Raw genomic sequence first — 20,381 nt, forward strand, 5'->3', positions numbered from 1 at the left:
TCAGTGCCCGCTATATTTGAGGTATTTTAACCGATTCTTTTTGTTTATATGAGAATAATAAATGCATTTTCTATTATAATATGACAATGAATATAAAAAAAATTGTAATTATCCAATTATTAACACTTATAATTCCAGCTATAACTGTTCCTGTCAATATTTCAGCCATTACTTCTGTTAATTCCAGTAAAATATCAGAATCACTCGCGCAAACGGCATTTTTATTGGTGAAAGACAGCAAATATAATGAAGCTAGAAAATATATACAAGAGAGCCTTTCTTACAGCAAAAACAATTCTCTCTCATATTATGTTTTAGGGATTTTAAGCGAAAAAGATAAAAGAATAAATGATGCTGTTGGTCATTACAAAAAATCAATATTATTAGATGAAGCCGCGTCGCTGGCATATTTCCCATTAGGTAAAATCTACTTGCAGCAAAAAAAGTTTGATTGGGCACAGTTCAATCTTGAAAAAGTAACGAAGACTGATAAAAATAACAAAGAAGCTTATTACTGCCTCGGAAATCTCTATGGAATGACTAATAAGGATAATGAAGCGATTGCTCTCTATAAGAAAGCACTTGAACTCGATCCGAACTATAAAGAAGTTCATGCTAAACTAGGTATCCTTTATAAAAACCGTAATAGTTATGATCGTGCAATTGAACATCTAGATAAATCAATTAAACTAGGAGTTAAAGAGCCGTCTGTCTACCTGAGTGCCGGTATAATGAAAGGTTTTCAGGGGAAATACGATGAAGAAATCAATCTGTATAAAAAGGTACTAGCTATTGATGATAGTGTTGCGAGTGCACATATGAACCTCGCAGTTGCATACCTCTCAAAAAATGAAAACCTAAAAGAGGCGATGAATGAATTATTTCTGGCTATTGATTTATGTCCAACGCTCAAGGAAGCGTATTATAATCTGGGCGTACTTTATGATAGACAGCAAGAATTTAAACTTGCTCAAAAAGCATTACTCAAAGCAATAGAATTAGATTCTAAATATACAGATGCCTATATAGCCGTCGCGGTTTCATTTACAAAAGTAAGTGACTATGTAAATGCAACTATCAGTTTTGATAAAGCCATGGAAATTGATCCGGACAGAGTCGAGTTATTGATTGATTATGCAGATATGCTGATAGGTTTGCATAAATATGATAGAGCCAGGGAGCTACTGATAAGAGCAATTCAGAACAAACCGGGATCGATTGAAGCTCATTTTAATTTAGGGATTCTTTATGGCTTACTGAATAATAATATATTGGCAAAAAAAGAGTTCTACAAAGTAATTAAGCTGGATGCGAGAAACTATGAAGCGTATAATTATCTTGGACTACTCTATAGTTATTCTTCCGATTTAAAAAGCGCGCAATATTATTATAATAAAGCGATTGCGATAAATCCCTTTTTTGAAGATGGATATTTTAACCTTGCAACGCTCTACGAACAACGAGGAAAATTAGGAGATGCTGTTAAATTATATTACAAAGTACTTGAGATAAACCCTAAATATGCTTATGCTCATAATAACTTAGGATATGTATATGAAAGGATGTCATACAGAGATCAAGCTGTTCAAGAATATCTCAAAGCTATTGCAATTGATCCGAAGCTAGTTCAAGCTTATTATAACTTAGGTAACATTTACGAAAAACAGCAAAAATATCTTGAAACAATAAAATATTATGAAAAAGTTTTAGAAATTGATCCATTTCATCGAGATGCTAAAAATAGAATTCAACTCGTAAAAAAAATGCTCGCTAAAAAGCACTGGATGTATTAAACAATTCTGGTTTTAATGCTTAAAATGTCTCACGCCAGTAAAGAGCATTGGGATCCCGTACTCGTTACATGCATCGATAGACTCCTGATCCCTTAATGAGCCGCCCGGTTGTATGATTGCCTTAATTCCAGCTTTATTTACGGTATCAACAGAATCTCTAAAAGGAAAGAATGCATCCGACGCCAGGACTGCTCCTGTGGCTTCGTTGCCAGCCTTTTTTAACGCGAGTTCTACAGCATCTACACGGCTCATTTGGCCAGCTCCAACCCCGACAGTTTTGCCGTCTTTTACGAGAAGAATTGCATTAGATCTTATATGTTTAACTATTTTCCAGGCAAATAGCATGTCTGCGACCATATGTTGTTCCGGATGAAGATGTGTTACGCATTTCATTTCATCAAAGGGAACCTCTTTTGTATCTTTTACTTGTACCAAAAGACCTCCGGTTACTCTCTTCACGTCGTTCTGCTGATCATGGTTGAAATAATCATCAAGCACAATAACTCTGATGTTTTTTTTCTCCTGTAAAATTAATAACGCTTCATCTGTATACCCGGGGGCAATTACTGCTTCGACAAATAATTTTGACATCTCTTGTGCTACTTCACTATCTACTATTTTATTCAATCCGATGATACTTCCGAAGGCAGACTTCGGATCACATGACAACGCTTTGTTGTAGGCATCCAACAGATTATTACCAAGCGCAGTGCCGCAAGGATTGGTGTGTTTGATAATTGTTACGGCCGGCTTAGTAAACTCTTTAGCGATTGACCAGGCAGCATCAAGGTCAATAAAATTGTTAAAAGAAAGTTCTTTTCCGTGTAACTGTTTGATATTTCCAAGTCCATACTCTCCGGGGACTTTATAAAATATGGCTTTTTGATGAGGATTTTCACCGTATCTAAGGTCCTGTGCTTTGTCGAGAGGGAGTGTCTTTGTATTCATGAATGATTCTTTGTTGCTTCCGATCTTTTTAGCTAAATAATTAGAAATAATTGCGTCATATCTTGCAGTATGGGAGTATGCCTGTACTGCCAGATCTTCTTTCAGTTCCAAAGGAAGAGATCCTTGTGATCTAAGATTATCTAAAATTGCCGGGTAAAATCCCGGATCGACAACAATAATAACGTCACGATAATTCTTTGCGGCAGATCTGACCATGGATGGCCCGCCGATATCGATATTTTCTATTACGTCATGAAGTTCGACCTCCGGTTTTGCAATTGTCGCTTCAAAAGGGTATAGGTTTACACAGACAAGATCAATAGGTTCAATTCCTAATTCTTTGATTTTAGCCATATGTTCGCTGTTGTCTCGCAGTGCAAGCAATCCGCCGTGAACTGCTGGGTGTAAGGTTTTAACTCTTCCATCCATAATTTCAGGGAAACCTGTAATATCACTTACATCTTTTACTGAAATCCCACTTTCTTTTAATGCTTTGGAGGTACCTCCGGTTGAAATAATTTCCCAGCCAAGATCCACAAGACCCATGACAAAATCAACTATTCCGGTTTTGTCTGAAACACTTATTAATGCTCGCATTTAAATCCTCCTTCTGATATTTATCGATTTTAATTGTGTAGTTTGCTTTCGGTAATAAGTTTTATTGCACGCCAGTATATATCATGCTCTTCTTTTAGTATACGGAGCGAAAGCGTTTTTTCTGTATCGTTATCGAGCACTGGAACGGTTCTTTGCATAATAATAGGCCCGGAATCAAGTCCTGCATCAACATAATGTACAGTGCAGCCTGAGTATTTAACTCCATAGTCTAATGCTTGCTTTTGAGCATGAAGTCCGGGAAAAGAAGGTAAAAGGGAAGGGTGAATATTTAAAATTTTACCTTCGAATGTATCAACGAATTCTTTGCCTAAAATTCTCATATATCCGGCAAGAATGATGAGGTCAGTGTCATATTCATTAATCTTTGATATTAAAGCAAGCTCGAATTGTTCTTTGGAGGAATAGCTTTTTCTGTTGCAGCATTCAGCCGGAATATTTTTGTTGTTAGCACTGGTAAGAGCCCCGGATTCCGGGTTATCACTGACAAGTACTTTTATTTCAGCATTGAGTTTTTCATTTTTAATGGCAGCATAGAGAGCTTCGAAGTTTGAGCCTCTACCGGAGGCCATAATTGCTAATTTTGTTGGCTCTAACTTGGTTTTTTTAAATAATTTCAACTACCTGATCTCCTGGAATAATTTCTCCTATGACAAAACCTTCCGGGATTCTACTGATCTCATCTTCCGGAATAATCATAACCATACCAATTCCCATATTAAACGCATGGTACATTTCTTTCTCTTCAACAAGGCCGGTTTCAACAATTTTTTGGAAGATTGCCGGTTTATCCCATGAATCCTTTTTTATCTGCGCATTACTGTTTTTCGGAAGGAGTCTGGCTACGTTCTCCGGTAATCCGCCGCCGGTTATATTTGCGATCCCGTTTATCGTAATATTTGCTTCTTTAAACTTCTTCATAACGTCGACATAAAGTCTCGTTGGAGTCAGCATTTCCTCTAAGATAGCGCGATCATCTTCAGGATTTCCTGTAATCAAAACTTTTCGGGCTAGAGAATATCCGTTTGAATGAAGGCCTGAGGAAGACAGACCAACAATTTTCTGACCGTTTGTGATTTTTGAGCCATCTATTATTTTTTCTCTATCAACTATGCCAACCGCGAATCCTGCCAGGTCATAATCTCCCGGAGAGTAAACATCGCCCATTTCAGCAGTTTCACCACCAAGCAGTGCGCATCCGCATTCCTTGCAGCCATCGGCGATACCTTTAACAATATCTGCAATAATAGCAGGTTCAACCTTGTTACACGCAATATAATCAAGAAAAAAAAGCGGGTCAGCGCCGCAGCAAAGTATATCATTAACGCTCATGGCAACGAGATCGATGCCTATAGTGTCATGCTTACCTAGAAGTATCGATACTTTAACTTTAGTTCCGACACCATCAGTTCCGGAAACCATTATCGGGTCATTATATTTTTTGAAATCCGGCTTAAAAAAACCGCCAAAAAAACCTATTTCTCCAATAACGCCTGGAGTGTACGTGCTTTTTACGAAATGTTTGATTCTGCGTACGACCTCGTATCCGGCTTCAACGTCGACTCCGGCTTGTTTGTATGTTATTTTTTCCATGACAGCTCCTTTGATAAAAGGTAAAAAGAAAATTTAATCAATCGGACTTAATTATCGTATAATTGCAATTACTTGTAAAGCAAAAATTAACGGATTGCATCGATTATTCAGGTTGATTTTGCTAAGTAATATAACAAAATTATGCAGATGTTTGTAAGTAGGGGTAACGGCATCTAAATAGAATTAGATTGTTCAAATTATCAAGACTGGATTATAATAATCATATTCGAGAACCAAAGGAAGCATAATGCCATATTTTTCAGTTATAATACCTACTTTTAATCGAAGAGATATATTAAAAGAAACTATCTTGTCGTTATCGAGCCAGACTTTTACTGATTTTGAGCTGATAATCGCTGATGACGGGTCATCTGATGGCACGGAAAAAATGGTTGCCGAATTGAAAACCAGTTTTCCGGTTAGATATCAATGGCATAAAAATGCCGGCAGGTCAGCAGCTCGAAATATGGGGCTTAAAATGGCCAGGGGTAAAGTAGTTGTTTTTATCGATGATCATGTTTATTCGGACAGCCGCTTACTTGAAGAACATTATAATTTTCACCAAAAATATGGCGCAACAAAAATAAAGGTTATCCGCGGGTTTGCTCCCTTAGTCCGGGACAAATCCGAAATACCTGCCCAAGCTGCATATCAAGATATGAGTACCTTTAAGTTCAAAGGGGAAAATAATCCGTTTATATCCTTTTTTACCGGTAATGTTTCTATAGATAAAGCAGCTTTAGAAAAAGTCGGTGGGTTTGAGGAAGATTTCAAGGAATACGGGTTTCAGGATTCTGAACTTGGATATAGATTAGTTAAAGCCGGATACCATATCAAAGTTAATCCGAATGCGATTGTTTATGTTTTTTCCGCAAAATTAAGTTTTGAGAAACGGTGTGATAAGTCACGACAAGCAGGACATAGCGCAGTTGTGTTGCTTAAAAAGCATTTTTTCCTGGGAATTTATGTTGGAATCAATCCGTTCAACCTGTTTATGTTTATGCTGTTTTCTCTTAATAACCGCTATTTCCTGCACAAACTTTATTACAATAAATTAGACCTTCTGGAAAATGGTTCTAAAGAACATGAAAAAGTGCAATCACGAATACGATATTATTATTTCTTGTTTGGCATTTACGAAAAACTATTCAAAACTAAATCGTTACAGGAATATTATGCTCAGAAAAATCCCGGTTCTCCTTTATCATAACGTTGCACATGAAAGTGCTGATAAGTGGACGATTACTTCGGAACACTTCGAATCTATATTGATATATTTTAAGAAATATGGGTTTGATACTATTTCTTGCCGTGAGCTTATTGATTTGCGCGATACTTTTGTCCCTAAAAAAGTCTCCATAGCTTTCGATGACGGACATCAGGGAATATATACAGAAGCATTTCCTCTCCTAAAAAAATATGGCTTTATTGCAACGATATTTCTTACAACCTCCTTTATCAATAAATGCGAGGATAGTTTTGCCGGACTAACTTCAGGACAAATTCGAGAAATGGCTGATTATGGAATCGAAATCGGATCCCACGGGGTTACTCATGTTAATTTGAGGAAGTTATCATTACAAGAGCAAACGATGGAAATTGTTAACAGCAAAGATTTCATGGAAAATACCTTCAATATCGGAATCAATACATTTTCTTATCCTCATGGTTGCTACGATGATAATTTGAAACGTATAATTACTCGTGCCGGTTATACGTCGGCGTTCTCTGTTTTTAAAGGATATAGTACCCGATCGTTTGATCAATACGCGTATGATCGATTGGAAACGAGTAACTGTTCCCATCCTTTACGAGGGTTAGAGTTCAGGATTAAGACTAATGGGTATTATCTGTTCTGAGCTGATGCTTTACACAAATTATTTGTTAAAGTATATTTAATTAATACACTCTACTATATATAAGATAGGTTCAATCATGAAATTACTTTTTGTATTCGGCACCAGGCCTGAAGCAATTAAAATGGCACCGGTAATTATAGAATTGAAGAAATATCCGGAAATATTTGATGTTAAAGTCTGTGTAACGGCGCAACATCGACAAATGCTGGACCAGGTGATGAATTGGTTCCACATCGCACCTGATTACGACCTGAATATTATGAAGCCCGGACAGGACCTCTACGATATTACCGCTAATGTTCTTGTCGAGATGAAATCTGTTTTACGAGAATCTGCGCCTGATCTTATCCTTGTTCAGGGAGATACGACAACCGTGATGGCAGCTTCAATAGCCGCATTCTATACTCAAATACCAATCGCCCATATCGAAGCCGGGCTCCGGACTAACAATTTATTGAGCCCATTTCCCGAAGAATTCAACCGCAGAGTAACGAGTATTATTACGAAATATCATTTTGCCCCGACTAAGACTGCCTGTCAAAACCTGCTCGATGAAAGAGTCTTCAACGATGATATCTATGTTACCGGAAACACGGTTATTGACGCATTAATGCTTTCAATGGAAAAAATTAAAGGTAATCTGGAAAAATACTATAAATTACCTCAATTTAAGGATATCGACTTCTCTAAGCAGCTTGTTCTTATTACTGCGCATCGACGAGAAAACTTTGGGCAGGAATTCAAGAATATGTGCGGCGGGATAAAGAGTCTTGCGAATACTTATCCTGATATCGAATTCGTTTATCCGGTCCATTTAAATCCGAATGTCCAGACGCCGGTAAATGAAATACTTACCGGGATTCCAAACATTAAACTCATTACTCCTCTCGATTACGAGAACTTTGTATTTATGATGAGCAAGAGCAGAATCGTTCTTACTGATTCCGGGGGCGTACAGGAAGAAGCTCCCTCATTAGGAAAACCAGTGCTTGTCATGCGAAACAATACCGAAAGGCCGGAAGCTGTTACCGCTGGAACTGTTAAGCTAGTAGGCACAGACAACAACAAGATATTCAATGAAGTATCAAAGTTGATCGATGATCCGGTATACTATCAAAAAATGAGCACTGCTGTAAATCCATATGGCGATGGCAACGCATCTTCCAGGATAAAAGCTATACTCGCCGGAGAGCAGTTCGTTGAATTTGGAAACAATTAAAATTATGGTAAAAGCCTTATCTAATGAGCAGATTAAAGCTAAAGTGATCGATATTATCAAAAAATACTGTCCTGAATGCCAGTTAATACTTATTGGGTCTCGAGCGAGAGGGGACAGTAATCCTCGATCGGATTTTGATTTTGTCATAAAAAAAAACTCGATACGACCAATTACGAAAAGTATAATTAAAGAAGAAGCAGATGCCTTGCCAACCCTTAAGATCATAGAAATAATCGATTATAATGATTTAGATGAGATGTTTAAAAAAAATGTTGATAGTGAAGGAATAGTGCTTTATGCAAACACCACATCAGATCCAGCTTGATAATTTTAAAAACTCTTTTGATAGATTAGTTGAGGTTTTAGAAAGAAACATCGAAGATGATGATATTGTCCTTGATGCAACGATCCAACGATTTGAGTTTACTTTTGAAAATTCCTGGAAAACTATCAAGCTAGTCCTAAAAGATCAAGGAATAGAGTGTTTATCCCCGAGAGAATGTATAAAACAAGCATTCAGATATGGCTGGATACTTGATGAAGATACCTTCCTGAATCTATTAGAAGCAAGAAATCTCACTTCTCATACTTATGCCAAACCGATAGCTTTAACCGTTTATCGCACCATTAAACAAAACGCTTCAGCATTCGAGTACCTTTATAAGAAAATACGAGAATTATATTTATAATGCCACTTTTGAGGAAGTAATAAATGGAAGAATACTTTGCACATGAATCAGCATATATCGATGAGCCGGTATCTATTGGCAAGGGAACCAAAATCTGGCATTTTTCCCATATTATGTCAGGTGCGCACATCGGAGAGAACTGCAATATAGGCCAGTCTGTTTATGTTGGCGGCAAGGCAAAAATCGGTAATGGAGTCAAAATACAGAATAATGTTTCGGTTTATGATGATGTAGAACTGGCTGATTATGTGTTTTGCGGACCTTCTATGGTATTCACGAACGACAGGAACCCGAGGTCCAAGTATCCGAAAACAGGTGCTTATGTTCCGACAAAGGTTGGGTACGGCGCATCCCTAGGTGCCAATTGCACAGTCGTATGCGGCAATAGTATCGGCAAATGGGCCTTTATTGGGGCCGGGTCGGTCATTACCAGGAATGTTCCTGATTTTGCTGTAGTGTATGGTAACCCGGCCAGGATCAAAGGGTGGATCTGCGAATGCGGAGAAATGCTCACCTTTGAGAACGGGAAATCCGAATGCAAAAAATGTAAAAGACTTTACACAAAGCAGAATGAAACTGTTACTGGTATATAATTATGTATGTTTATATGCGAATTTCGTGTTATTCTCAAAAGGAAATCGTTGTGATAATATGAATCCCGCATCTTCGATGGTTTAAAATTTATGAGGGGGTAGGATTATGAAAGAAATATACAACAAGTTAGTAAACAAAGACGCCAAATTAGCAGTAGTCGGCCTTGGTTATGTCGGTTTGCCTCTGGCAGTTGAATTCGGGAAAACCTTTGACACAATTGGATTTGATATTTCTGAAAAAAAAATTAACGAGTTAAAAAATAACAGTGATTCAACGAGAGAATTAACTGCTGAAGATTTGATGCTGACACACATTGATTATACAAATGAGGCCGCCAGGTTAAAAGAAGCTTCATTTATTGTAGTCGCTGTTCCAACACCTATCAATGAAAGTAAACAACCGGATTTAACTCCGGTAATTAAAGCTTCAACTACAATTGGCAAAAATCTAAGTAAAAACACAATAATAGTATACGAATCCACTGTTTATCCGGGAGTAACAGAAGATGAATGTGTGCCGATCCTTGAAAAAGAATCCGGGCTTAAATGCGGTATTGATTTTAAAGTAGGTTATTCACCTGAAAGAATTAATCCGGGAGACAAAGAACATACCGTTACCAAAATCCTGAAAGTAGTATCAGGGCAAGACGAAGAAACGCTCGATACCGTAGCTAACGTGTACGGCGCTATAATAACCGCAGGTATCTACCGTGCTGAGTCGATCAAAGTTGCTGAAGCTGCCAAGGTCATCGAAAATACTCAAAGAGACCTTAACATTGCCCTCATGAACGAACTTGCTATTATATTTAATAAAATGGGGATAAGTACCCGAGCAGTATTAGACGCTGCCGGAACTAAGTGGAATTTCATTAAAATGTGTCCCGGGCTCGTTGGCGGACACTGTATTGGTGTCGATCCGTATTATCTAACGCACAAAGCCGAAATGCTCGGATATCATCCGCAAGTCATCCTTTCAGGCAGAAAGATTAATGACAATATGGGCAAGTATGTTGCCGAGCAGACAGTTAAGCATCTGATCAAAGCAGGAAAGGCTGTAAAAGACTGCAAGGTGATGATTCTCGGGTTTACTTTTAAAGAAAACGTGTCAGACATCAGAAACACCAGAGTTATTGATGTCATAAACGAGCTGGAAGAGTATGGAATAAATGTCTTTGTGCATGATCCACTGATTAACAAAGACGATTTAAAGCATGAGTATAATATACGCTTGTATGATTATGATGAGATCCCGGCAGTTGACGCAGCTATTCTTGCCGTTGCTCATGACAAATTCAGTTATTTAACGCCTGAAGTGTTAGGACAGAAGATAACAAACGGCAGTCACGCAAAAGTACTCATCGATGTAAAAGGATTCTATCGGAATCACCCGGGTATTAAGGATAATTATATTTATTGGAATTTGTAAAGGCGCGACTGTCGTTTCCCCTCATCCAAGCCAACCGGCATTCCGCGGGAAAAAGTGTAGAATTTCTAATAGACTGTGTCAGCCGTGACCTTCTCCATGCAAAATGCACGTAGAAGGTTACCTGATAAACCTTCTACGCCAGGAACCCGCGTCTGCTTTTGCGTCATAGCCTAATAAATATCTATTAGACATATTTATGAATTCGTTTTATTATATTTGTGTTATTTAGTTTCTTTTTCAAAAACCAGTCATTCATGTTCATTTACTGAAGCAATAAATACTTCTATTTATTATTGCAGCATATTAATTTATATCGTATTAGAGGTTTATATGGGATTAAATAAAGTTATTGTTTTTATCGTCATACTATTTATGACTACTGGTATAGCATATACCGCAGATTATTCGAAGGATGACCTGGAACTGCTCAAGCTAATGCAGGAAAAGCAAGGCAACAATGACATTAAAAGCCTTATAAGCAAATCCCAGAAAAACAATCAAAGGGCCACAATACAGAAAAAAGATGAAACAACAGACTCGGGTCCCTCGCCAATTGAAAGCGCCTACAAAACGAAATCGTCACTTGATGTTAATCAAGAAATAAAACAGTTTGGTTACGATTTTTTCAATCTCAATTATCAAGATCAGCAAGACTATACGAATATGCCGGTCGGGGCAGATTATATTCTAGGTATCGGTGATAGTTTAAATATATATATCTGGGGAAAAATTCAACAGAAGTTTTCTGTGGCTGTAGAAAAAGACGGGAGTATATTCCTTCCGAAATCCGGTAGGGTAAGTGTATTAGGTTTAACCCTGGCTAAGGCCAGGACCTTAATTCAAAAAAGTCTGTCGGAACAATTCGCTAATTTTGAAGTTAATGTTACTCTGGACCAATTACGGACAATTAATGTTTATGCCGCCGGAGAAGTTACCGCTCCGGGCGGATACCGGGTTACTTCCGTTGCCACTTTGTTTCATTTGCTTTATACGTCCGGCGGACCGACAAAGGTAGGCTCGCTTCGAAATATTCGATTAATCCGTAATAATGCTACGGTTGCTGTTATTGATCTCTATGATTATTTGCTATATGGCAAACAGTTTCGCCAGGTCCCTTTGAAAGAGGGCGATACCATTTTTGTCCCGGTAATCGGTCAAACGGTTGGAATAACCGGAAGCATCAAGAGACCTGCGGTTTATGAACTTAAAGGGAATGAGTCCCTCGCGGATATTATTCGATATTCCGGCGGAACGAATGCCTCTGCACATAATCAGAACATTCAATTAGAGCGTATTAATAATAATGGACAACGAGTCATTGCCGACGTTAAAAACGACAAAGCAAAACTCAGCATGAAAGTAAAAGACGGAGATTTGATTAAGGTTGCAGCTGTAGTTGCTGCCAAAAGAAAAGTGGTTAAGATCATCGGCAATATCAAACGTCCCGGAGAATACGCGCTGGAAGACGGCATGAGACTAGCAGATCTGGTTAAAAAAGCCGAAGGGATAATACCTCATACCTACATGTATAGAATTGAACTGGATAGAGTAGGTCCGGATTACGAATATTTAGTTAGTAATGATGAGAGTAATAAAAACCAGCCAAATAATGACGATAACATAACCAACAAGCTGGTTCCTTATAATTATGTCGATAAAACCGATAAAAAAGTCCATCGAATTATTCCGCTAAATCTAAGTAAGATCCTTAAATCAGATGCTAATGAAAACAAAAAACTCGAAGACGGGGATGTTATCAAGGTGTTTTCTGAAAAAGAAATGGACCCTGACGCTTCTGTCTACATCAATGGCATGGTACGCAATCCCGGTAGATATTCGATTTATGAAACTATGAAAGTAGTGGACCTGGTGTTTGCTGCCGGCGGGGCGAAACGAGGGGCTTATTTAGGCAGTATAGAGATTAACCGTGCCGGGACGGAAAAGCAGAGACGCATTATTAATGTCGATATCAAAAAAGCGATGAACAACCAATCCGACCCCTCCAATAATATAACGCTGTTACCTGACGATTATGTATATATTAAAGAGGACCTCGAATACAACCCGCAGAGAACGATTGTGCTTACCGGACAGTTAAAATACCCCGGAACATATATACTCCAAAAAAATGAAACATTGTCTTCAGTGCTTCTCAGGGCTGGCGGTTATCAATCAAATGCTTTTATTAATGGAGCTGTTTTTACCAGGAAAGCTCTCAAAAATAACGAAAAAGAAATTAATCAGAAATTTAGACAATTAGAAGAAAAAAGGTTATTGCAGAAGCAAGTTAATGCCGGATTGGATGTAAAACAGCCTGAAAAGAAAATAACTGATATGATAGGCACCGAAGAAAAAGGCCGAATTATTATTAATTTAAAACCTATTGATCAATTACATAGTTCTATTGATGATATAAGTCTTGAAGACGGCGATGAACTCTATATTCCGCTGACTCCTTCAACCGTCCAAATCCTTGGCGGGGTCTATAGCCCGGGAAGTGTTATTGTCCAACAAGATATGAAGATTGACTCTTACATGAAAAAAGTTGGTGGAGTTACTAAATACGCTGCGATTAATGAGATTTATGTAATTAAGGCAAATGGCGAGGTTGATACAGATAAAGAGTATACACCTCAAGTCGGTGATACCATTGTTGTTCCGGAAGAGATCAAAAAAGAATTTGATCTCTGGAAGACGATTGTTGATACGGTGGATGTTTTGTCGAAAGTCGCTTTGACGTATACGGTATTTAATAGCATTAAATAATAAGTGACGGAAATACAGTGACAAAATCTGATATTGATATATAAATGGCTTTAAGGAACTGAGTCTATTCATATACATATAGAATCAGCAGATTCATACGCCAAATTTTGGCTTGAACCAATACAATTATCAAAATCGGTAGGATATAATGCTGTTGAGCTTAATAAAATACGCAAAATTATTTTTCAAAATAATTTACTGCTAAAGGAGAAATGGAATGAGCATTTCAATCGCTAAGATATGGGAGCCTTTCGCTGAAAAAGTATGGTTTGATGATGTAAAATTATATATACAATTACTGGATGGCAGAGAATTATCTGTTCCACTGGAATGGTTTCCCCATTTGAGGGATGCTACTGTTGAGCAGAGAAATAACTGGCGTTTAATAGGACGAGGGCTTGGTATACATTGGGAAGAAATAGATGAGGATATTTCGGTAAGTGCACTGTTGACTGGAGTTTCTTAAAAACAGTGACTGGAAAAACGGTGACGAGTGACTATTAAGGATATTATTCAGGGTAGAGAAGGGTCAAAACCAAGAAATAAACAAATAGCAACTATTTAGGGTGCAGATACTTCCGGTGGGTATTCCCGCCTCTTTTCGCGGTAAACAGGATTATAGTTCTATGCAGAATAACTCTCCGCGTGCTTTCTCCAATTCTGGAGAAAACAAACAGAAAAACATTTTCAGGTGATAGAGATCAAGTCAGCGATGAACTCTCTTGCCTGGTTCTTATAGATAAAGATTACAGGTTTTTGTCTAACAAATTTCTTCCCTAATTGCTTAGCCCGTAGCTTATCCCAGACCATTTGTTCTGCGCGTGTCTGATTAGCTCTGAGATATCGTGCCTTCCTCGTTGCTGCTCCCTTCGGGTGGAAAGAGGCGGCTCACCCACCGAAAGTATCTGCACCCCTATTTTTAAGGAAGCTGGAATTATTGAAAAGTACGGTTCCGGTATTTGCAGATGCCACCCAGAAGACCACCCAGAAGACCACCCAGAAAGCATCGTTAGGAGAGAGGATTATTTCTATGATTGCAGACAATAAATCAATAACACAAAAAGAGCTGGCACTCAACCTATCTTTAAGTGTAAATACGGTAAAGGAATATATTACTAAATTAAAAAAGGAAAATAAGTTATTACGCATAGGTAGTGACAGAAATGGATATTGGGAAGTTGTTGAAGACAAAAAATGAGATGCAGCAAAAAATTATCAAACATATCCTTTCATGCATTAAATATATTGATAATTTGTCTAATTCAATAGATAATTATAAAGTCGATCAAAGAATCTTAATCGGACTAATAAAATATCTTAAAAAGTGCAAATTTATGCCTAGTAAAAAATTAATAGAGGAAATTGTAACAAGAATAAAAAACAGCGTAAAACCTGTAAGGATTATCCTGTTTGGCTCTTATGCTACCGGTAATATTAATGAAGATAGCGATGTTGATATCCAAGTAGTAATTGATACTGATAAAGAACCTCAAAACTATGAAGAGAGGTCTGAGAATTATTTAAAAATAAGCAGAGAATTAAAAGATATTCAAAAGAAAATAGCAATTGATCTTCTCGTATATACCCAAAAGAATTCGAAAAATTTAAAAGTATGGGAAGTATGTTTTCTAAACAAATACTTAAAACTGGAAAAGATTTAGCATGAAATTGATAACTCAGGAATGGTTAAAGTCTGCAAAGCGCGATCTTGACGCGTCACCAATTCACGACTAACGGAGCAACAATGAATCATAAAGATATTGATGTCTGGAAAAAGAGTTGAATATATGAGTGTACACAAAGTTTTCTGAAAGAATAAATATATGGTATTATAAGCCAGATGGATCATTCACGAATTGGACAATATCTGAATTATTTAGAAAGCAAAATAATCGAAAGTTGTAACGAAAAATGACCAGACAACAATACTTAGAAATTATTAAAAATAAAATAAAAAAATATAATGTGTTATCAGTATATATTTTTGGAAGTTATGCTAAAGGTACTGACCAGGAAAATAGTGATATAGATCTATTGATGATTCTGGATGATGACCAGCAGACGGAGCAGGTTGTTAACGCCTTGTCGATTGAGCTTTTCCCGAGAGAATATCCTATAGATATATTAGCATACACGAGGAATCAGATAAAAAGCAAACTTAAGTGGAATACTTTTTTTCAAAGCATTAAAAAAGAAGGAATACTCATATATGGACAAGATGTTATCCGAGTGGATTAGTCTAGCCAGTACTGATCTGGATTCTGCAAAAATACTATCAGATTCAAAAAAAGCAGTATCATCCGTTTCTATATATGAGAGCCATCAAGCTATAGAAAAAGCATTAAAAGCTTATTTGTATTACTTGGGTATCCCAATCTCTAAAATCCATGATTTGTTAAAGTTAGCAACCAGTATTTCTGCAAAAGATTCATGGATTAACAAATATATTGGCCAGATGCAGATGATTGATTCATATTATCCTAGGTTGCGATATCCATCTGGAGATACATTTACACAAGCTGAGGCTGAAAAGTGCTATATATTAGCGAAAGAGGTATTTCAGGCAATATATGAAAGACTATCAGAATTAAGCAAAGCATGTAACGAGGAATGAATCATAAAGATCTGGATGTCTGGAAGTTAAGCATAGACTTAGTAACTGAAATTTATACTCTGACTAAGACTTTTCTAAAAGAGGAGATTCATGGGAGCAGTGAGCAACTTACCTTCCTAGCATGCCAGCTTGCGAATCACTTGGAAACAGGTTGATCTTTTGTTTAAATAAATAGATAATATTAACGTTGATCAACGCAATTGATATTTGTATTAATAAAATATCTTAAGAAGTGTAAATAATGGAATCAGAAAATAACAACAACACTAACAATCCCGGTTCACACCTGACAACTGAAGATTCGCTCTCTTCGTTTTCCGACTCGCGCATCAAAATAGATGATATTATCAGTAGCGTGGTCATGCGATTAAAGCAACTTAATCCATATAAAGTGATTCTTTTTGGTTCATATGCTTATGGCACGCCTAGCGAGGATAGTGATATAGATCTTTTGATTGTTACTAATGATGAGTTTTTTCCTGTTAACTATAAAGAAAAATCTGATATATATTTACAATTCGCTGAGTGTCTCTATGAGATAAAAAAAAATATATCTATTGATATAATAGTGCATACCCTGCCAATGCACGAAAAATTTAAACAGCTAGATAGTTTTTTTTCAAAAGAAGTTATTAGTAAAGGTAGAGTTATATATGAAGGAAATAACAAAAGAGTGGCTTGAAAGAGCTACTGAAGATATAGAAACTATTAAATATATAATGAATAGATAATGTTTGACTAGTATTGTTGCTTTTCATGCACAGCAGTGCCTGGAAAAAAGTTTTAAAGCAATATTAGAAGAACAAAACGAAAAAGTTAAGAAAATACATGATCTGGAGAAATTATACAATCAAGTTTCGGAATATGTAATATTGAAATTAGATTATAAAATTTTAAGACAGTTAGATCAGTTATATATAGAAGCCAGATACCCCGGAGAAATGGGATTGATGCCAAATGGCAAGCCTGCGATAGAAGATGCTCAAGTTTTTTATAAGTTTTCTAAAGATATATATAATCAAATATTAAATTTTTTAGGTGGTAGTGATAGAAAACTTTGACATAACCTTTATATTTGTCATCTCATGAATCACTTGGAAACAGGTTGATCTTTTATCTAATTCGATGGATAATATTAACGTCGGCGAACCCAAGTGATACTCAGATTAATAAAATATCTTAAGAGTGTAAATAATGGAAATAACGGAAATAGAAAATAATACTACCAGTAAAAATATCAACTCACAACTCACGACTGACAACGTTACTCATCAATCGTCACACGTCACACGTCATCCATCACCGACATATTACGATGATGAGATCGACATTATTGAGTACATCAAAATAATCTGGAAATACAAATGGTTTATTATTCTGGTAACGGTGTTAGCGGTAATTGGTACGTATTTTTATACCAAAAGTTTGCCGAAGATATATTCTTCGACAGTGTCTGTAATTATCCCGCAGGAAGAAGGCGGGGGAAGTGGTCTCTCTGCAGTGCTTGGCGGGATGGGATTTGGCAATCTCATGGCGGGCAATTCGAATGCAGAATTGATTTTAGAGGTATTAAAGAGTCGAAGGATGGCAGAAGTGGTATCAAAAAAATTTAATCTCCCGCAATATTATGATGGAAGAGTCAAAAAATTCCAGTTGGGAAAAGTAGCTAAAAAGGCATCAACGACTACAGAAACTCTATTTTCTGAATTAGTCAAGCTTGGCTATATAGATGTTAATGGAAAAGTACAAATTGATTTTGACACAATGTTAGGCCAATTCGAGCCAAGACTCTCAAAGGTTTTTATACCAGTAAGTAAAGATATTTTTAAGATACTCAAAGAGGCTCATCCAATTGACAAAGAAATTAAGGCTCTCACAATATTACAGAAAAGAACTCAATTTCAAGCAACAAAAAGTGGAGTAATTCGAATAACCGTTGAAGATAATATGCCAGAAGTTGCAGCTGGCTTGGCAAATTATTATATTATCGCACTTGATAAAATAAATGAAAGTCTTCAAATTACTACTAAAAAACCTTTTCTTCAGGTTTTAGATTCTGCTATTGTTCCAATTCGACAATCTAAACCAAATTTAAAAATTAATGTTTTAATTGCTGGTGTTTTGTCTATATTGTCGACTTTTTTTATTTCTTTCATCATTGAGTTTTTTGTATTAGCATATAAAAATAGTAAGCGATAAATAAATAGAGCATTAATAACATAATTCCACTATTTCAATCAGGATATTTATGAGCCGTATTAAATCTATATTAATCTGTATAATTTTGATCTTCTTCGGTATTATTGTTTTTTATGGTCAATCCGTAAACTTTAATCTATATATTGCAGATGATTTTTCTGCGTTTACTCCTGGCTTTTACGAAAAGTATAGCGATCCTGTTGTAATATTAAAAAACAACTTAGATATTTTTTTTAAAAGAACATATTCTACCAATTTAGAAGTTACCCCTGGTACATATAGGCCTTTGTTTAATTTGCCAATCTGTATAGTGAACGAATTTGCGAAAGGTAGTCCCTTAATTATTAGGATTATACAGGTTAGTATTACTTTTTTTGCCGTTTTATCTGTTTTTTTACTTGTTATGCTAATTACACGGGATGTGTTTATTTCTTGTTTTACTTCATTTCTTTATCTGATTTCTGGAGTTATTGCCTATCAGGCAACCTGGCCTATTACAATTCCATATTTATTTAATATAATATTATTTTCGTTATCTTTTTCTTTTTTTATATTGTCTTTGGAGGTTGATCATAGGAACAAACTGTATGCTTTTTTTTCATTTATTTTTTTCTATTTGATGATGATGTTTTCCGAAACTGGGGTTGTTTTGCCTGTAATTGCCATGGCTTATTTATTTTTCTCAAAGGGATATAAGCTTAAAAAAACTTTATGGGCCGCTTTTCCTCTTTGGCTTGGTTTTTTCATTTATTTTTTTATTAGGCTAGTATGGCTCGATATGCCTGTTTTAGATAATAGTAGCCAGTATGCTAATCAAGCCGGTTCTTTGTTATTTGGAAGCTCAGGTCAACTAATTCAGTATCTATCTCGTATTCTTGAGCATATCTTTGAAGTTATTATACCTTGGAGTTATTATACTACTTATTGGGAAATTGGTTTTTCTTTTTTAGTCCTTGTTGCTATTTTTTTATTTTTCATTAAGCACAGAAAAGAAATTTTATTTTATTTTCTGTGGATAGTAGTTGCTGCTCTTCCTTTGTTTGGGAATGCAACTGTTAGAATCGCATTTTTTACAACTATTCCAATCTCTATAATCATCGCAGTTATGTTTAAAAATAGTATTCAGAATAAAAAGTATTTAAATATTGCCATTGTTTTACTTTTTGTTTTTATGCAATATTTAGGTCTAATTAATATTTTAAAGATTATGAACTCAGCTGAATCTGATAATCCATTGACATTAGGTGCTAATACAATAAGAAATCAATTGGTGAATTCTTCAAAGAATAAATTAAAACTTAATACCGAAATCGATTCTTCTTCTAAAGTTATCTTAGGATTTAATAAGTCTTTTGATTATACAATACTGAAAAACCACAATGAAAATCTATTTAATTCTATTAAGGAACATCTTTCGGCCGCTCAACTTACTTATGCTCGTAAAATAAAGTTGCCTCCAATTATTATCACTCCCATTGATTATAAAATTATGGTTTTAGTACCACCAACAGCAAATATTGCAGCATTTTATATAGACGTAACTCCAACTACATGGTATGAATATTTATATTCAATGAGGAATTTAGCAAAACCGAAATTGTTTGTATCAGGAATCCCAATAGATAAGTCTTTCTTAAATTATCCTATGACTACAATGAATAGGCCATTAGCATTTAAATACTCGTCTTATTTGAGTAAAAGGCTTATGACTAGTCGAGAATATAATTATATTAATTCATTTGATAGGATAGGTGCTTATAATTATTTTGGTACTTTTAAAGAAGATACATTTATAGATATAACTCATGTTGGTGCCTTTAAGCCAAATAAACTTGGTATCTATGATTTGAATGGAAATGCTTGGAATATTGTTTCTGATAATTGGGAAAATGAAAAATATTTTATGCCAATTTTTGGTGGAAGTGCTTTTAGTACTAGACAAGTTGATTGTAGAGGCTATAGAATTAAATGGCCAATTAATGGATTGGGCTTTTTTGGCATAAGAATGGTTGCAGATTTGAATACTATTAAGAAATTGTTAAGTTGTGATCAATAAATTAATCAAAA

At 35.9% G+C, this 20,381-nt stretch carries 23 protein-coding genes and 1 pseudogene; 20 read left to right on the forward strand and 4 right to left on the reverse strand.

From position 1 onward, the window contains the following. Window positions 1-80 precede the first annotated feature (80 nt). Complete coding sequence (locus DKM50_04615; GenBank protein ID PZM82034.1) at window positions 81-1,793, forward strand: hypothetical protein; 1,713 nt, start codon at window positions 81-83, stop codon at window positions 1,791-1,793. Window positions 1,794-1,805: 12 nt separating this feature from the next. On the opposite strand, the gene purH is transcribed toward DKM50_04615, so the two are convergent. From purH to DKM50_04630, 3 genes are read right to left on the reverse strand one after another with little or no spacing between them, the layout of a single operon-like run. Continuing rightward, entirely contained in the window at window positions 1,806-3,338 is a 1,533-nt protein-coding gene (gene purH / locus DKM50_04620) for a bifunctional phosphoribosylaminoimidazolecarboxamide formyltransferase/inosine monophosphate cyclohydrolase (protein ID PZM82035.1), read from the reverse strand. A gap of 29 nt (window positions 3,339-3,367) precedes the next feature. After that, on the reverse strand, window positions 3,368-3,928 hold the full coding sequence (locus tag DKM50_04625) for a phosphoribosylglycinamide formyltransferase (protein PZM82100.1): 561 nt from the start codon (window positions 3,926-3,928) through the stop codon (window positions 3,368-3,370). Window positions 3,929-3,962: 34 nt separating this feature from the next. After that, window positions 3,963-4,949, reverse strand: a complete 987-nt coding sequence (locus DKM50_04630; protein PZM82036.1) for a phosphoribosylformylglycinamidine cyclo-ligase — start codon at window positions 4,947-4,949, stop codon at window positions 3,963-3,965. Window positions 4,950-5,196: 247 nt separating this feature from the next. Between DKM50_04630 and DKM50_04635 the strand changes: the two genes are divergently transcribed. The 10 genes from DKM50_04635 to DKM50_04680 all read left to right on the forward strand — a co-directional run bounded on the left by DKM50_04635 (window position 5,197) and on the right by DKM50_04680 (window position 13,967). Then, complete coding sequence (locus DKM50_04635; protein PZM82037.1) at window positions 5,197-6,159, forward strand: hypothetical protein; 963 nt, start codon at window positions 5,197-5,199, stop codon at window positions 6,157-6,159. After that, window positions 6,020-6,808, forward strand: coding sequence for a hypothetical protein (locus tag DKM50_04640; protein PZM82038.1), 789 nt, complete (start codon window positions 6,020-6,022; stop codon window positions 6,806-6,808). The genes DKM50_04635 and DKM50_04640 overlap by 140 nt, the downstream gene beginning before the upstream one ends. 76 nt (window positions 6,809-6,884) lie before the next feature. Beyond that, window positions 6,885-8,027: a UDP-N-acetylglucosamine 2-epimerase (non-hydrolyzing) gene (locus DKM50_04645; GenBank protein ID PZM82039.1), complete on the forward strand. Its 1,143-nt coding sequence runs from the start codon at window positions 6,885-6,887 to the stop codon at window positions 8,025-8,027. Next, window positions 8,008-8,352 carry a hypothetical protein gene (locus tag DKM50_04650; protein ID PZM82040.1) on the forward strand — a complete coding sequence of 115 codons (345 nt, stop codon included), beginning with the start codon at window positions 8,008-8,010 and terminating at the stop codon, window positions 8,350-8,352. The genes DKM50_04645 and DKM50_04650 overlap by 20 nt, the downstream gene beginning before the upstream one ends. Then, entirely contained in the window at window positions 8,324-8,716 is a 393-nt protein-coding gene (locus DKM50_04655; protein PZM82041.1) for a nucleotidyltransferase, read from the forward strand. The genes DKM50_04650 and DKM50_04655 overlap by 29 nt, the downstream gene beginning before the upstream one ends. A gap of 23 nt (window positions 8,717-8,739) precedes the next feature. Continuing rightward, window positions 8,740-9,309 (forward strand): N-acetyltransferase, encoded by a 570-nt coding sequence (locus DKM50_04660; GenBank protein ID PZM82042.1) that lies wholly within the window; start codon window positions 8,740-8,742, stop codon window positions 9,307-9,309. A 106-nt stretch (window positions 9,310-9,415) separates the two neighbouring features. Then, window positions 9,416-10,735, forward strand: coding sequence for a nucleotide sugar dehydrogenase (locus tag DKM50_04665; GenBank protein PZM82043.1), 1,320 nt, complete (start codon window positions 9,416-9,418; stop codon window positions 10,733-10,735). Window positions 10,736-11,065: 330 nt separating this feature from the next. Continuing rightward, window positions 11,066-13,501: a hypothetical protein gene (locus tag DKM50_04670; GenBank protein ID PZM82044.1), complete on the forward strand. Its 2,436-nt coding sequence runs from the start codon at window positions 11,066-11,068 to the stop codon at window positions 13,499-13,501. Window positions 13,502-13,567: 66 nt separating this feature from the next. After that, window positions 13,568-13,738, forward strand: a complete 171-nt coding sequence (locus DKM50_04675; protein PZM82101.1) for a DUF4160 domain-containing protein — start codon at window positions 13,568-13,570, stop codon at window positions 13,736-13,738. After that, window positions 13,719-13,967 carry a DUF2442 domain-containing protein gene (locus DKM50_04680; GenBank protein ID PZM82045.1) on the forward strand — a complete coding sequence of 83 codons (249 nt, stop codon included), beginning with the start codon at window positions 13,719-13,721 and terminating at the stop codon, window positions 13,965-13,967. The genes DKM50_04675 and DKM50_04680 overlap by 20 nt, the downstream gene beginning before the upstream one ends. A 221-nt stretch (window positions 13,968-14,188) precedes the next feature. Here DKM50_04680 and DKM50_04685 read toward each other — a convergent pair. Beyond that, window positions 14,189-14,356 (reverse strand): annotated as a pseudogene (locus DKM50_04685) (hypothetical protein). An 82-nt stretch (window positions 14,357-14,438) separates the two neighbouring features. Between DKM50_04685 and DKM50_04690 the strand changes: the two are divergent. The 9 genes from DKM50_04690 (at window position 14,439) to DKM50_04730 (ending at window position 20,370) form a co-directional block, all read left to right on the forward strand. Then, window positions 14,439-14,699, forward strand: coding sequence for a hypothetical protein (locus tag DKM50_04690; protein PZM82046.1), 261 nt, complete (start codon window positions 14,439-14,441; stop codon window positions 14,697-14,699). After that, entirely contained in the window at window positions 14,665-15,162 is a 498-nt protein-coding gene (locus DKM50_04695; protein ID PZM82047.1) for a hypothetical protein, read from the forward strand. Before DKM50_04690 ends, DKM50_04695 begins: the two co-directional genes overlap by 35 nt. A gap of 250 nt (window positions 15,163-15,412) precedes the next feature. Beyond that, window positions 15,413-15,739 (forward strand): hypothetical protein, encoded by a 327-nt coding sequence (locus DKM50_04700; GenBank protein ID PZM82048.1) that lies wholly within the window; start codon window positions 15,413-15,415, stop codon window positions 15,737-15,739. Continuing rightward, window positions 15,711-16,115, forward strand: a complete 405-nt coding sequence (locus DKM50_04705) for a hypothetical protein (protein ID PZM82049.1) — start codon at window positions 15,711-15,713, stop codon at window positions 16,113-16,115. The genes DKM50_04700 and DKM50_04705 overlap by 29 nt, the downstream gene beginning before the upstream one ends. Beyond that, entirely contained in the window at window positions 16,112-16,270 is a 159-nt protein-coding gene (locus DKM50_04710) for a hypothetical protein (protein ID PZM82050.1), read from the forward strand. Before DKM50_04705 ends, DKM50_04710 begins: the two co-directional genes overlap by 4 nt. A 206-nt stretch (window positions 16,271-16,476) precedes the next feature. Continuing rightward, window positions 16,477-16,797 carry a nucleotidyltransferase domain-containing protein gene (locus DKM50_04715; protein ID PZM82102.1) on the forward strand — a complete coding sequence of 107 codons (321 nt, stop codon included), beginning with the start codon at window positions 16,477-16,479 and terminating at the stop codon, window positions 16,795-16,797. Between the two features lie 52 nt (window positions 16,798-16,849). After that, entirely contained in the window at window positions 16,850-17,176 is a 327-nt protein-coding gene (locus DKM50_04720; GenBank protein PZM82051.1) for a hypothetical protein, read from the forward strand. A gap of 133 nt (window positions 17,177-17,309) precedes the next feature. Continuing rightward, on the forward strand, window positions 17,310-18,314 hold the full coding sequence (locus tag DKM50_04725) for a hypothetical protein (GenBank protein PZM82052.1): 1,005 nt from the start codon (window positions 17,310-17,312) through the stop codon (window positions 18,312-18,314). Window positions 18,315-18,363: 49 nt separating this feature from the next. Continuing rightward, window positions 18,364-20,370 (forward strand): hypothetical protein, encoded by a 2,007-nt coding sequence (locus DKM50_04730; protein ID PZM82053.1) that lies wholly within the window; start codon window positions 18,364-18,366, stop codon window positions 20,368-20,370. The last annotated feature ends 11 nt before the right edge of the window (window positions 20,371-20,381 follow it).

Source organism: Candidatus Margulisiibacteriota bacterium (assembly GCA_003242895.1).
Taxonomy (GTDB): domain Bacteria; phylum Margulisbacteria; class Riflemargulisbacteria; order GWF2-39-127; family GWF2-39-127; genus GWF2-39-127.

Excerpts from the sequence above, each read along its gene's own strand:
- DKM50_04615 (PZM82034.1), top strand. The coding sequence starts at position 81 with ATGACAATGAATATAAAAAAAATTGTAATTATCCAATTATTAACACTT.
- purH (PZM82035.1), bottom strand. The coding sequence starts at position 3,338 with ATGCGAGCATTAATAAGTGTTTCAGACAAAACCGGAATAGTTGATTTT.
- DKM50_04625 (PZM82100.1), bottom strand. The coding sequence starts at position 3,928 with ATGGCCTCCGGTAGAGGCTCAAACTTCGAAGCTCTCTATGCTGCCATT.
- DKM50_04630 (PZM82036.1), bottom strand. The coding sequence starts at position 4,949 with ATGGAAAAAATAACATACAAACAAGCCGGAGTCGACGTTGAAGCCGGA.
- DKM50_04635 (PZM82037.1), top strand. The coding sequence starts at position 5,197 with ATGCCATATTTTTCAGTTATAATACCTACTTTTAATCGAAGAGATATA.
- DKM50_04640 (PZM82038.1), top strand. The coding sequence starts at position 6,020 with ATGGTTCTAAAGAACATGAAAAAGTGCAATCACGAATACGATATTATT.
- DKM50_04645 (PZM82039.1), top strand. The coding sequence starts at position 6,885 with ATGAAATTACTTTTTGTATTCGGCACCAGGCCTGAAGCAATTAAAATG.
- DKM50_04655 (PZM82041.1), top strand. The coding sequence starts at position 8,324 with ATGCAAACACCACATCAGATCCAGCTTGATAATTTTAAAAACTCTTTT.
- DKM50_04660 (PZM82042.1), top strand. The coding sequence starts at position 8,740 with ATGGAAGAATACTTTGCACATGAATCAGCATATATCGATGAGCCGGTA.
- DKM50_04665 (PZM82043.1), top strand. The coding sequence starts at position 9,416 with ATGAAAGAAATATACAACAAGTTAGTAAACAAAGACGCCAAATTAGCA.
- DKM50_04670 (PZM82044.1), top strand. The coding sequence starts at position 11,066 with ATGGGATTAAATAAAGTTATTGTTTTTATCGTCATACTATTTATGACT.
- DKM50_04680 (PZM82045.1), top strand. The coding sequence starts at position 13,719 with ATGAGCATTTCAATCGCTAAGATATGGGAGCCTTTCGCTGAAAAAGTA.
- DKM50_04695 (PZM82047.1), top strand. The coding sequence starts at position 14,665 with ATGGATATTGGGAAGTTGTTGAAGACAAAAAATGAGATGCAGCAAAAA.
- DKM50_04700 (PZM82048.1), top strand. The coding sequence starts at position 15,413 with ATGACCAGACAACAATACTTAGAAATTATTAAAAATAAAATAAAAAAA.
- DKM50_04705 (PZM82049.1), top strand. The coding sequence starts at position 15,711 with ATGGACAAGATGTTATCCGAGTGGATTAGTCTAGCCAGTACTGATCTG.
- DKM50_04710 (PZM82050.1), top strand. The coding sequence starts at position 16,112 with ATGAATCATAAAGATCTGGATGTCTGGAAGTTAAGCATAGACTTAGTA.
- DKM50_04715 (PZM82102.1), top strand. The coding sequence starts at position 16,477 with ATGCGATTAAAGCAACTTAATCCATATAAAGTGATTCTTTTTGGTTCA.
- DKM50_04725 (PZM82052.1), top strand. The coding sequence starts at position 17,310 with ATGGAAATAACGGAAATAGAAAATAATACTACCAGTAAAAATATCAAC.
- DKM50_04730 (PZM82053.1), top strand. The coding sequence starts at position 18,364 with ATGAGCCGTATTAAATCTATATTAATCTGTATAATTTTGATCTTCTTC.